Here is a 13829-nt window from a genome sequence, read left to right as displayed (position 1 = left end):
TATGAAAAACCCAAATGACGGTTTTATAAGAGGTAGAATTAGAAGTTTCAAATTTGCTTTCAAAGGCCTTTGGATTCTAGTTACTTCTGAGGACAGTATTAAAGCTCAATTATTTGTGGCAGTTATTGCTACAATTCTGGGTTTTCTCTTTAATATTTCTGCCTTAGAATGGGGTATACAGTTTTTAGCTATTGGTCTTGTTTTAGTAGCAGAAGCTGCAAACTCGGCCGTAGAGGAAATTGCTGATTTTATTCACCCAGATTTTCACGAAAAAATAGGTAAAATAAAAGATATAGCTGCAGGTGCACCAACATTTGCAGCTATAATATCTTTAATTATTGCTTCTATAATTTATGTGCCTAAAATAACGTTGTTATTTTAAGCAAATATGTATATTTACCCTTTAAAAATCACTAATTTTTAATGGCCAAATCAAAACAAACCAAAACCAAAACTTCAAAATCTAAAGAGGAAAAAACACCTGTTTTTGCTTTTTTAAAAACAAGGCAAACTCAAAATATTTTGGGTTTATTTTTAATTTTGTTTTCGGTTTTTTTGTTTATTGCCTTTATTTCATTCTTTTTCAATTGGCAAGCAGATCAAAGCACATTAAATCATTTATCTGATAAAAATATAAAAAGTAGTAACTTATTAGGTAAAATTGGTGCAAACCTAAGCCATTTCTTTATTTATGATGGTTTTGGTTTAGCTGCATTTTATATCGTTTATCAGGTATTCATCACAGGGTTTTATATATTAATTAAAAGAAAATTTGCTAAAATTATTATCTCTTGGAATTGGGGTTTACTATCCATGGTTTGGTTATCAATAACCTTAGGGTTTTTACATCAGAAATATGCATTACTTTCTGGAGTTGTAGGATATGAAATCAATAATTACCTACAAACTTTTCTAGGTAAAACAGGTTTAGCTATTGTTCTAGTTTTTCTTTTCTTTACTTACATCATTGTACGATATAAGGTTACTATAGATAGTTATTTAGATAAATGGAAAGCTCAAAGAATTGCAAATAGGCAAAAAGCCGAGAATGAAGCATTAGAACCTGATGTTGAAAAAGAAACCACAATAACTGAAGAATCTGTTACTGAAACCAAAGAAGAGCAAAAATCTGAATTTGAACTATCTCTAGAGAACTTGCAACCAACTATTTCAAAGCACTCAGATGTTAGTAAAAAGGAAGAAATTACATTAAAAATTGAAGAAGAGTCAATATCTGAGCCAATTGTTGAGGAAACAGTACCTGACAAAAATGACTTAGATTTAGATATAAATGTAGAAATATCTGAAGAAGAAGAACACTCTACAGAAAATTTATCTGATAAAATATTAAAAGACTTTGGAGAATTTGATCCAACTTTAGAGTTATCAAACTTTCGTTTTCCTACTTTTAACCTACTAAAGCAATACAATGAGAGTATTTCTATAGATCCTGAAGAATTAGAGGCAAATAAAAATAGAATTGTAGAAACTTTAAAAAACTACAAAATAGGTATTGCAGAAATTAAAGCAACTGTTGGGCCAACAATAACCTTGTATGAAATTGTGCCAGAAGCAGGAATTAGAATTTCTAAAATTAAAAATTTAGAAGATGATATTGCATTATCTTTATCAGCCTTAGGAATTCGTATTATAGCTCCAATACCTGGTAAGGGAACCATTGGTATAGAAGTGCCAAATAAAAAATCTACTATAGTTTCTATGCACTCTGCAATTTCTTCTAAGAAATTTCAAGAGTCTCAAATGGAGCTTCCTATTGGTTTAGGTAAAACCATTTCTAATGAAACATTTGTTGTAGATTTAGCAAAAATGCCTCACTTACTAATGGCAGGTGCTACAGGTCAAGGTAAATCTGTAGGTTTAAATGCTGTTTTAACATCTCTGTTATATAAAAAGCACCCTGCAGAAGTAAAGTTTGTTTTGGTAGATCCAAAAAAAGTAGAACTTACTTTATTTAATAAAATTGAACGTCATTATTTAGCCAAGTTACCAGATTCTGAAGAAGCTATAATTACTGATACCACTAAAGTTGTGCATACTTTAAATTCACTTTGTATTGAGATGGACAATCGCTATGATTTGTTAAAATCGGCAATGGTTCGTAATATAAAAGAATACAATCAGAAATTTAAAAAGCGAAAATTAAATCCTAATGATGGGCATCAATTCTTGCCATATATTGTTTTGGTAATTGATGAATTTGCTGATTTAATTATGACTGCTGGTAAAGAAGTAGAAACACCTATTGCTAGATTAGCACAATTGGCAAGAGCAATTGGTATTCATTTAATTGTAGCCACACAAAGACCTTCTGTAAATGTAATTACAGGTATAATTAAAGCCAATTTCCCTGCCAGAATTGCATTTAGAGTTACCTCAAAAATCGATTCTAGAACTATTTTAGATGCAGGTGGAGCAGATCAATTAATTGGACGTGGAGATTTACTTTATACCAATGGAAACTCAATAACTAGAATACAATGTGCTTTTGTAGATACACCAGAAGTTGAAAAAATTACTGATTTTATTGGTTCGCAAAAAGCATATTCAGAGGCTCATTTATTACCTGAATACGTAGATGATGAAAGTGGCACAAGTATTGATGTTGATATAGCAAACAGAGATAAATTGTTTAGAGAGGCTGCAGAAATTATAATTACAGCACAGCAAGGATCTGCTTCTTTGTTACAAAGAAAATTAAAGCTTGGTTATAATAGAGCTGGTAGATTAATAGATCAATTAGAAGCAGCAGGAATTGTAGGTGGTTTTGAAGGTAGTAAAGCAAGGCAAGTTTTAGTACCAGATTTTATGGCTCTTGAGCAATTATTAGAAAACGAAAAAAAACAATAACATTTTGCTTAAACAAAATGAGAATTAAACAAAACATGAGAAAACTAGTAGTATTATTTTTAAGCTTGTTTATTACAAGTGTAACTCTTTCACAAAACTCTTTAGAGGCAAAAGCTTTATTAGATGAAGTGTCTACTAAAATGTCTGCTTATAACAATATGTTTATTGGATTTAGCCAGACTTTAAGTAATGAAGAAGCAGGTATTGAAGAAGGTGATGAACCACCAATTAGAGGTGAAATTAATTTAAAAGGAGAAAAATACAGTTTACTGTATTTAGGTAATCGTTTTATTTACGATGGTAAAAAATTATATGTCATTAATAATGAAGAAAAAGAAATTTCAACTTCAGAGGGTGATATGAATGCAGATGATGGTTTTATTTATCCTTCTAAATTATTAAGCTTTTATAAAGAAGGTTACAATTTTGAAATGGGTAAATTAAAAAATGTTAACGGTAGAAAAATACAGTACGTAACTTTAAACCCTATTGATAGCGATTCAGATATTGTAAAAGTAGAATTAGGTATAGATGCAAAAACTAAACACATTTATAAGTTAATTCAAACTGGTTCTAATGGCGCAAAAACAAGTTTTACAATTACATCGTTTAAAAGTAATCAGCCAATTTCTGATAGCTTTTTTAAGTTTGATGAACAAAAATATCTAAATCAAAACTACACAATTGATTAATTATTTCAATTAACAGAAAATTAGTAGCATCTTAATATTTAAGGTGCTATTTTTGTTTTTTTATGAAAATATTAGATAAATACATCTTAAAGAGCTTTCTAGTTCCTTTTATTGCTACCTTTCTAATTGTATTGTTTGTATTGGTTATGCAAGCTTTATGGCAAGCTTTCGAAAACATTGCTGGTAAAGGAATTAGCGTTATTTTCATACTTAAATTTTTATACTATACTACCTTAATGATTATACCTCAAGCATTACCAATTGGTGTGCTTCTGTCATCAATAATGGCTTTAGGCAATCTAGGTGAAAACTATGAATTTGCAGCTGCAAAATCAGCAGGTGTTTCCTTGCAAAGATTGGTAAGACCAATTGGTATTTTAGCTATTGCTTTAAGCGGACTTAACTTTCTGTTTTTGAATAATGTTTTTCCTTATGCAAATTTAAAACAGCGAAATCTCTATTTAAATATCAAAAAGAAAAAGCCAGCTTTAGCTTTAGTTCCTGGTAGTTTTAATGCAGATATTCCTGGTTACCAAATTAAATTTGATGAAAAGTATGGAGAAGAAGAAAATTTACTTAAAAAAGTTTGGATCTACGATTTAACGAGTAACAGAGGTAATCAAAAAGTAATTACAGCAGAAAGTGGGAAAATAGTTACTGAAGAAGGTAGTAGATATATGACCTTTATTTTATACAATGGTAATTATTATGAGGAGCATGTAAAATCTGCTAGAACCACTATAAAACGTAAAAAAATGGCAGCTTCTAGTGCCACTTTTAAAGAATACGAATTTAATATTGATATTGGAGATACTTTAGATGAAGGCCAATTAGATTCTATCAATTCAGCAACAATACCAATGATGCTAACCTTAGATCAAATTAAGGACACAATACCAATGTTAAAGGATAATTATGATGAAATTTTAGGTTTACGAGCTAAAAACATATTTATCAGTACTTCTGCTAAAGATTTATATGAATATCCTGACTCTTTAAAAAACAAATCTTTAGACAGCAATATAATTGACAATTTTGAACTTCAAGAGAAAATAACAATTCTAAACTCTGCTGTTACCAAAACAACTAGAGTTGTAAGTACCATAAATAATAATTTAGATAGCATAAAATGGAACCGAAAAATGGTGAATTTTTATGACACAGAATACTACAATAGAGTTGCTTTTTCATTATCGTGTGTAATCCTATTTTTTATAGGAGCACCTTTAGGTTCTATTATTAGAAAAGGAGGTTTTGGGCTCCCAATGATTTTAGCTATTGCAGTTTATGTGCTGTATTTCTTTACCAATACTTTTGGTAAAAACTTAGCCGAAGAAAGCTCAATAACTTCTATTCTAGGCTCTTGGATATCAGCAATTTTAATGATTCCATTAGCAATTTTATTAACCAACAGAGCAACAAAAGACAAAGGAATTTTCAATTTAAATTCTTTCTTACAACCAGTGACTAATTTTTTCAAAAAAATACTACCTAAAAAAGGTAATTCGATATGACTACAAATTCAGCAAATCAAACACAACTTAACACTATTGAAGAAGCAATAAATGATATCAGAAATGGTAAAGTTATTATTGTGGTAGATGATGAAAACAGAGAAAATGAAGGTGATTTTTTAGCGGCCGCTGAAAAAGTAACTCCAGAGATGGTAAATTTTATGGCAACTCATGGTAGAGGCTTAATTTGTACACCATTAACCGAAAATCGTTGTAAAGAGTTAGAGCTTGGAATGATGGTAAATAATAACACTGACCCTATGGAAACTGCATTTACGGTTTCTGTAGATTTAAGAGGTAAAGGTGTTACAACTGGAATATCGGCTTCAGACAGGGCATTAACCATTAATGCTTTAATTGATAAAGAAACAAAACCTTTTGATTTGGCTAGACCTGGTCATATTTTTCCTTTAAAGGCAAAAGAAGGTGGCGTTTTAAGAAGAACAGGTCATACAGAAGCAGCTATAGATTTTGCAAGGTTAGCAGGTTTACAACCAGCAGGAGTTATTGTAGAAATCATGAACGAAGATGGTACCATGGCTCGTTTACCACAATTACTAAAGGTTGCAGAAAAATTCGATATAAAAATTGTTTCTATAGAAGATTTAGTTGCCTATAGAATGGAACACGATTCTTTAATTGAAAAGAAAGAAGACTTTGAAATTGAAACACGTTTTGGTAAATTTCGTTTAAGAGCTTATCAACAAACTACTAATAATCAAGTACATATAGCTTTAACAAAAGGATCTTGGACCAATGAAGATGGAGTTTTAACAAGAATAAATTCTACTTTAGTAAATAATGATATACTTGGTACACTAACCAATAATGCAGATAAGAAATTAGATCAAATGTTTCAGGTTGTAAATGATGAAGGTAAAGGTGCAATCTTATTTATCAATCAGCAAAATCAGTCTAAAAACTTATTGAGCAGATTAAATATTTTGAAAGAAAATCAGAAGAATGGTGAATTAAAAGCACCTGCGATTGCAATGGACCAAAGAGACTTTGGAATTGGAGCTCAAATTTTACATGATTTAAATATCAGCAAATTAAAACTATTAACTAATAACCAACAAGCCAAAAGAGTTGGTATGATTGGTTATGGTTTAGAAATTGTTGATTACGTAACTTATTAAAACAAGAAAAGGGATAATTAAAATTATCCCTTTTTTATTGTTCTGTTGTTACTACTACACTACTATTTCTATATAGAAATTTCACCTATTCCTGACTCAATAGGTTTTTTATCTTTTTCAAATAACCTTGCAGTATAATTTCCTTTTAAAGTTATTGTTTCACCTATTACTTCTAACCAACTACCTTCTCTTAATCCTAAAACAGCAGTATTATTAAATACATGAAATTCTTTAATTCTAGTTTCTCGAGTTTCACCCATATGTTTTGTACCCTCTATTGGGTCTAAATAATGAGCATTTATATTAAAAGGTATGCAACCTAAAGTCTTAAAACTAGGAGGATACACAATTGGCATATCATTAGTATTTTTCATATTGATACCACAAATATTGCTTCCTGCACTTGTGCCTAAATAAGGTGTACCATTCTCTAATACTTTTTTTAAAGTTTCTAAAATATCATTTTTATATAACTGATTCACCAGTTCAAAAGTATTTCCACCTCCAGTAAAAATACCTTCAGCATTTTGTATTGCTTCTATGGGATTTTTATAGCCATGAATACCTTCTATTTCAATTCCTATTTTTTGAAAAGCTTCTTTAGCAATATTAGTGTATGCATCATAAGAAATTCCACTCGGTCTTGCATAAGGAATAAATAAGATTGTTTTTACATCACTAAAAAAAGACTTTAATGTTGGTAAAAGATATTCTAAATAACTACCACCATAAATAGTAGACGTGCTTGCTATAATCATTTTCTTCATAGCTCAAAAATAAGTCATTTTTTATGGATTGCAATTCTTAATTTCATCATAAAAAGTAGCAGAAACGTAACCTGTTAACAAAATTTTATCAGTGTCTTAATAGAATTTTAAGAGGACTAGGCATTTTCTTTGTTTCAATGAAAAATCAACTACTACTCTACCTTTTATTTATATCTTGGTTTTCTTTTGGGCAAGATGCTCAAAAAATTATATCAGGAAAAATTCTATTTCAAGAAAATACAATTCCAGATGCACACATCATCAACAAAAATACAAATCAAGGTGCAGCTTCAGATGATTTTGGTGTTTTTCAAATACCAGTTTCTTTAAACGATACTTTATTTGTTTCGCATATAAATCTAGAGAAAAAAGAAGTAATTATTACCAAAGAAATTTATGTAAAAAAATCTATAACCATTGATTTACAAGAAAAAGTAAATGAATTAAATGAAATAACTTTTGAAAGATCTACAGGAATATTTTATGTAGACAAGCAATACATAAAACCACCAACAGTAAATGCAAAAAAGCTTAATTTACCATATGCTAATACTAAAGTTGAAAAAGATACAAAAATTGTAAGTGCAACACTTACAAGCGCTTCAGTAAGCCTAGATAATCTAATAGGCGCTTTAAACGGAAGTAACAAGAGAAAAAGAATGTTAAAAAAACTTACCTATGAAGATAAAATGTTAGCCAGCATTAGAAAGCATTACACAGATGATTTTTTTATTACAGACTTAAATATTAAGCAAGACAACATCAATGTATTTCTGAACTATTGTTTTAAGAAAAATATCATCACTCTTTTTAAAAAGGATGATAAAATTAAAGTAACAGCAATTTTAATGAGAGAAAGCAAAACATTTCCTCAAAAGAATAAGACTGAACTTAGTTTACTTCAAAAAAACTAATTTTTATAAAAATTGTATTAAAATATTACGTAATTTTCAAGATAGTTATAAGTACAACTTAGCCTAATAAATCTATGAAAAGAAGTATACTGTTTTCTATATTAATGCTAGCTGTAGTATTTACAGCAAATTCTCAAAGTAAAAGATATATTATTACTGGTAAGATTACAGATTCTTTAGGTGTAATTAAAAACGCAAATATCATAAATTTAAATACGTATCAAGGAACATTTTCTAGTGATCAAGGTTTGTATAGAATTTTTGTTTCTAAAGGAGATACGTTAAGGGTTTCATCTATTCAATACAAAGCAAAAAAGATTTTCATTTCAGAAGAAATTATAGATAAACGAGAACTTGATATAAAATTAAATACAAATGTTTATACGTTAGATGAGTTCGAACTTAAAAGAAATCAATTGTTAGGAAGATTAGGTATAGATACTAAAGATGTTCCTAGAGATGTACAAGATTCTTTATTAAGAAAAGTAATGGATTTTTCAAATGTGAACTTTAAAGAAAAAGACTTTACTATAGATGAAATAAAAAAAGCCAAACCACCACTAGTAAATACTATGGAAGGTGCTATGCCAATGGCTGGTGCAGGAGCCAAAATAGGAATGCCTTTTAAGCACTCAGAACGTTTATGGGCATTAAGAAATAAACTAAATCAAAAAAGACAATTTCCTTATAAGATAATGTCTGAATTGGGAGAAAAATTCTTTTTTGATGAATTAAAAATTCCTATTGAAAACTACTTTCATTTCTTAGAATACTGCAATCCTTTAGGTATAGAAGATTTACACAAGGAAAATAGAATGCTAGAACTAATAAAAATATTAAGGGCAGAAAGCGTCTCTTACCTTAAAATCATAAAAAATGAGTAATTTGGTTCAATAATTGTTTTTAGCTTTTTATGAAATTAAAAATACACTTGCTATTATTTATAGCACTTCCACTACTCTCTTTTACAGCACATAAATATTATCTTAGTTTAACACAAATAAACTATAAGAGCGAAGCAAAAGCTGTGCAAATAATTATTAATGTTTTTATGGATGATATAGAGCTTGCGCTAAACAAAGATTTTGATATTGATTTGCAGCTAACCACCAAAAGAGAATTAAAAAACAATGATGTTTACTTTGAAAAATATCTAAAAGATAAACTCGCTCTTAAAGTAGATGGTAAAGAAAAAAACTTTAATTATCTTGGCAAAGAATATGATGGAGATTTAGTATTTTTTTACTTGGAGATAGAAAACATCAATAAAGTAAATAGTATAGATGTTTCTAATAAAATACTTATCGAACATTTTCCAAAACAACAGAACTTAATTAAATCTAAAGTCGGTAAAAAAAACAAAAGTGTTTTACTTACAAAAGATGAAAGTTCTACCTTATTAGAATATTAATTTAAACAAACCCAAAATCAACATTTATGAAAAAATTTGGATTAGTAATGCTTTCATTCTTGTTTGCAGCCACAACATATGGCCAAATAACAAAACAAGGGCATGTAAATACAAATAAGTTTAAGCAATTAAAGCAAGAATTACCCACACCAAACTTAGAAAGAACTGCTTCTGGTAAACCTGGTAAAGAATATACGCAGCAGAAGGTAGATTATGTAATGGATATTGTTTTAGATGATGTCAATACAAAAATTACAGGTTCAGAAACTATTACTTACCACAACAATTCTAAAGACGATTTAGAATATCTATGGGTACAATTAGACCAGAATATGAGAGCTGCAGATTCTAAAACTCCAGATATTTCTCCTAATTCTATTCCTAAAAAAATTAGTAAAAACAGATTTAACAGAGCTTTTCCTGAAGAGCGTTTTGATGGCGGATTTAATATAATGAGTGTTACTAATAAGGATGGTAGTGCATTATCACACACTATTAATCAAACTATGATGCGCATTAATTTAGAAGAGCCTTTAGCTTCTGGAGATACTTTCGATTTTAATATTTCTTGGTGGTACAACATCAACAATCATAGAACAGATGGTGGTAGATCTGGCTATGAGCACTTTACTGAAAATGATAATAACAACTATGTAATAGCACAATTCTACCCAAGAATGTGTGTTTATGATAATGTAGAAGGTTGGCAAAATGATCAATTTTGGGGAAGAAGTGAATTCGCCTTAGAATTTGGAGATTTTACAGTAAATATTACAGTGCCTGAAGATCATATGTTAGGAGCAACAGGAGTTTTACAAAATCCAAAAGAGGTTTTTTCAAAGAAAGAATTAAAAAGAAGAGAAAAAGCTAGAAAAAGTTTTGATAATCCTGTAGTAATTAGAACTCAAGAAGAAGCTGAAAAAATTGAAAAGTCAAAAGCGACAAAGACAAAAACATGGAAGTTTATTGCTGAAAACGTGCGTGATTATGCCTTTGCAACATCAAGAAAATTTATATATGATGCAATGGCTGTAGACATTAATGGTAAAACAGTAATGGCAGAATCTTTATACTCTAAAGAAGCAAACCCTTTATATGGTGACCATTCTACAAGAGCTGCAGCACAAACCTTAAAAACGTATTCTAAATATACTTTTGATTATCCTTACCACAAAGCTATTTCTGTAGATGGACAAATGGGAATGGAATATCCGCAAATATGTTTCAATCCTGGAAGACCAGATTTACCAGATGGTGGTTATTCAGACAGAATGAAATACAGAATGATTAAAGTTACAATACACGAAGTTGGGCATAACTTTTTTCCTATGATTGTAAATTCAGACGAAAGACAATGGACATGGATGGATGAAGGTTTAAATTCTTATATGGAAATGTTAGCTGAGCTAGATTATGACAAAGATTTTCCTATTGTAAGAGGTTATCCAAAGAATATTGTAAGATACATGTCTGGAGATCAATCAAGAATTGCCCCAATTATGTCTAAAGGAGATAATGTATATAGTTTTGGTTCTAACGCTTATGGTAAACCAGCAACAGCATTATGGATTTTAAGAGAAACAATTATGGGTAAAGAATTGTTCGATCATGCATTTAAAACTTATTCACAAAGATGGATGTTTAAACATCCATCTCCTGCAGATTTCTTTAGAACTATGGAAGATGCTTCTGGTATAGATCTAGATTGGTTTTGGAGAGGTTGGTTCTATACTACTGATGTTACAGATATTGGTGTAAAAGGAGTTAAAAAATACGCTACTAAAGATGAGGGCAACACAGTAGAATTTGTAGAAGATACTTCTGCAGGATTAGGTTTTGCCAGTAATCAAGATAAATATCACTATGAAATAACATATGAAAAACCTGGTGGTTTAGTTATGCCAATTATCGTAGAATTTACCTATAAAGATGGTAGTAAAGAAAAGAAAACATATCCTGCTCAAATTTGGAGATATAATGACAAAGAAGTAACCAAAGTATTTACTTCATCTAAGCAAATAGAAAGCATTATGATTGACCCAGATTTAGAAACTGCAGATGTAGATGTTTCGAACAATTCTTTTCCAAGGGAAAAAGCAAACAAGTTTGATAATTTTAAACAAAAAATGAAAGGATAAAAACTATCCAAATCTAAGAAAAAGGCAATATGTTATCATATTGCCTTTTTTTTATGATAAAGGTTTGTTAAAATTTTTAACATTTTAGTAAAATCGTACTAATTATCAGTAATTTTATAGCTAGTTAAATTCAAATCAATACAAATGAAAAAAATCTCTTTACTAGTTTTTTCTCTATTTTTTATTGCAACAGCTTCTATAGCTCAAGAGCAAAAAGAAAAAAAGAAAACGCAACTAGGTCACACTGATGAAAACAAATTTAGGCAACTAAAAGATGTTTTAGCAACTCCAAATGATCAGCATGCAGCATCAGGTGCTCCTGGACATCAATACTTTCAACAGAAGGTAGATTATGTTATGGATATTCGTTTAGACGAAGCTAATAACAAAATTTATGGTAGTGAAAATATTACTTACCACAATAACTCTAAAGACGATTTAGAATATTTATGGGTACAATTAGATCAAAACATGAGAGCAGATGACTCTAAAACGCCTTTGGCAAGATCTAATTCTGCAGCTGCTTTTATTACTCCAGACAACTTTAAAACTTCATATATGAATGAAGGTAAAGGCTTTGGTTTTAATATAGAAAGTGTAATGACAGGTGGTAAACCTTTATCTCACTTTATCAATAGAACTATGATGCGTATTAATTTACCAAAAGCATTAGCTCCTGGTGAAACGTTTGAGTTTAGCATTAAATGGAATTATAAAATAAATGATATCAACAAAGATGGTGGTCGTTCTGGATTAGAATCTTTTGATGATGGTAACAATAACTATACTATTGCACAATTTTTTCCAAGATTGGCTGTGTATAACAATGTTGAAGGATGGCAAAATATGCAATTCTGGGGTAGATCTGAGTTTGCTTTAGAATTTGGAGATTATGAAGTTAATCTTACAGTGCCTGCAGATCATATTGTAGAAGCTACAGGAACTTTACAGAACGAAAAAGATGTTCTAACAAGAACTCAGCGTAAACGTTATGCTAAAGCTAGAAAAAGTTTTGACAACCCAGTTTTAATTGTAACACAAGAAGAAGCTGAAAAAGCAGAAAAAGGACGTGCAACAGGAACTAAAACTTGGAAGTTCAAAGCTGAAAAAGTTAGAGATTTCGCATTCGCAACATCAAGAAAATATATTTGGGATGCAATGGCTGTAAACGTAAATGGTAACACAATTATGGCTACATCATTATATCCTAAAGAAGGTAACCCTTTATGGGAAGAGCACTCAACAAGAGCTGTAGCTACAACTTTAATAGAGTATTCAAAGTTAACTTTCGATTATCCTTATCCTAAAGCTGTTTCTGTACATTCAGAAAGACAAGGAATGGAGTACCCAATGATTTGTTTCAATTTTGGTCGTCCAAATCCTGATGGAACTTATTCAGACAGAACTAAAAAAGGTATGTTAGGTGTAATTATACACGAAGTTGGTCATAACTTCTTCCCAATGATTGTTAATTCTGATGAAAGACAATGGACTTGGATGGATGAAGGATTAAATTCTTTCGTAGAAATTTTAGCTGAAGATGTTTATGATGCAGAATTATTTGCTTCTAATCCAGCAAAAGATATCACAAGATATATGGGTGGAGATCAGTCTAACATCTCTCCTATTATGTCTCAAGGAGATTACGTAAAACAATTCGGACCAAATGCATACTCTAAGCCAGCTGCTGGTTTATATATGTTACGTAAAACAATTATGGGTCCAGAATTATTTGATCATGCTTTTAGAACATATTCTCAAAGATGGATGTTTAAACACCCAACACCAGAAGATTTCTTTAGATCTATGGAAGATGCTTCAGGTATGGATTTAGATTGGTTCTGGAGAGGATGGTTCTATACTACAGATGTTACAGACATAGGTATTAAAGAAGTTAAGCCTTTATATTTAACAGATAAGCCAAGTGAAAGAGTTACTAAGTTAAAAGCACAATACAAGCAGTATTTTGATAATTTAGGACCTTTAGTTTACATAACAGATAAAAAAGAAGATGCAAACCCAAATGCTATGGATCAATATGCAGATGGTAAAGAAGTACCTTCTTATATTTATTCAGTTGAGTTTGAAAAGCCAGGAGGTTTAGTAATGCCATTAATCGTTGAATTAACGTATGCTGATGGTTCTACTAAAAGAGAAACTTTCCCAGCTCAAATCTGGATGAGAGATGACAATACTATAAAGAGAGTATTCTCTTCTACACAAGAAATTAAAAGTATCAAGGTAGATCCAGATATGGAAACTGCAGATGTTGATACTTCTAATAACAGCTGGCCTAAGCCAGAAGCTGATAAATTTGATCAGTTTAAGAATAAGACAAAAGGATAAGATACTTTTTGTTATTTGAACACAGAAAAACCTCGCAATT

The 13829-nt window shown here is 30.2% G+C and carries 11 protein-coding genes; 10 read left to right on the top strand and 1 reads right to left on the bottom strand.

Translation table 11 applies throughout. The features are described 5' to 3' along the window. The first annotated feature begins 1 nt into the window (after nucleotide 1). The 5 genes from MED152_RS01885 (at nucleotide 2) to ribB (ending at nucleotide 6213) form a co-directional block, all read left to right on the top strand. Nucleotides 2–382, top strand: coding sequence for a diacylglycerol kinase family protein (locus tag MED152_RS01885; RefSeq protein ID WP_015480154.1), 381 nt, complete (start codon nucleotides 2–4; stop codon nucleotides 380–382). A 41-nt stretch (nucleotides 383–423) separates the two neighbouring features. Beyond that, complete coding sequence (locus MED152_RS01880; protein WP_015480153.1) at nucleotides 424–2868, top strand: DNA translocase FtsK; 2445 nt, start codon at nucleotides 424–426, stop codon at nucleotides 2866–2868. 35 nt (nucleotides 2869–2903) lie between these two features. Further along, nucleotides 2904–3560: an outer membrane lipoprotein carrier protein LolA gene (locus tag MED152_RS01875; protein ID WP_041383783.1), complete on the top strand. Its 657-nt coding sequence runs from the start codon at nucleotides 2904–2906 to the stop codon at nucleotides 3558–3560. A 62-nt stretch (nucleotides 3561–3622) separates the two neighbouring features. Beyond that, nucleotides 3623–5074, top strand: a complete 1452-nt coding sequence (locus tag MED152_RS01870; protein WP_015480151.1) for an LptF/LptG family permease — start codon at nucleotides 3623–3625, stop codon at nucleotides 5072–5074. Then, nucleotides 5071–6213: a 3,4-dihydroxy-2-butanone-4-phosphate synthase gene (ribB, locus tag MED152_RS01865; protein ID WP_015480150.1), complete on the top strand. Its 1143-nt coding sequence runs from the start codon at nucleotides 5071–5073 to the stop codon at nucleotides 6211–6213. The genes MED152_RS01870 and ribB overlap by 4 nt, the downstream gene beginning before the upstream one ends. A 68-nt stretch (nucleotides 6214–6281) precedes the next feature. Here the strand turns inward: ribB and pepE are convergent, their stop codons facing one another. Further along, nucleotides 6282–6980: a dipeptidase PepE gene (gene pepE / locus MED152_RS01860; protein WP_015480149.1), complete on the bottom strand. Its 699-nt coding sequence runs from the start codon at nucleotides 6978–6980 to the stop codon at nucleotides 6282–6284. A 137-nt stretch (nucleotides 6981–7117) separates the two neighbouring features. Between pepE and MED152_RS01855 the strand changes: the two genes are divergently transcribed. From MED152_RS01855 to MED152_RS01835, 5 genes are all read left to right on the top strand, one after another. Continuing rightward, the gene (locus MED152_RS01855; RefSeq protein WP_015480148.1) at nucleotides 7118–7894 is read left to right on the top strand and encodes a carboxypeptidase-like regulatory domain-containing protein; all 777 of its coding nucleotides are present in this window, start codon (nucleotides 7118–7120) and stop codon (nucleotides 7892–7894) included. A 74-nt stretch (nucleotides 7895–7968) separates the two neighbouring features. Continuing rightward, complete coding sequence (locus tag MED152_RS01850; RefSeq protein ID WP_015480147.1) at nucleotides 7969–8778, top strand: hypothetical protein; 810 nt, start codon at nucleotides 7969–7971, stop codon at nucleotides 8776–8778. Nucleotides 8779–8807: 29 nt separating this feature from the next. Then, the gene (locus MED152_RS01845) at nucleotides 8808–9305 is read left to right on the top strand and encodes a DUF6702 family protein (protein WP_015480146.1); all 498 of its coding nucleotides are present in this window, start codon (nucleotides 8808–8810) and stop codon (nucleotides 9303–9305) included. A 26-nt stretch (nucleotides 9306–9331) separates the two neighbouring features. Then, nucleotides 9332–11443 (top strand): M1 family metallopeptidase, encoded by a 2112-nt coding sequence (locus MED152_RS01840; RefSeq protein WP_015480145.1) that lies wholly within the window; start codon nucleotides 9332–9334, stop codon nucleotides 11441–11443. A 144-nt stretch (nucleotides 11444–11587) separates the two neighbouring features. Beyond that, complete coding sequence (locus MED152_RS01835; protein WP_015480144.1) at nucleotides 11588–13789, top strand: M1 family metallopeptidase; 2202 nt, start codon at nucleotides 11588–11590, stop codon at nucleotides 13787–13789. Nucleotides 13790–13829: the final 40 nt, after the last annotated feature.

Origin of the sequence: Polaribacter sp. MED152, assembly GCF_000152945.2 — a bacterium.
Classification (GTDB): domain Bacteria; phylum Bacteroidota; class Bacteroidia; order Flavobacteriales; family Flavobacteriaceae; genus Polaribacter.
The sequence above is the reverse complement of the archived record's forward strand: the minus strand, read 5'-3'. Positions and strand labels throughout refer to the sequence as shown.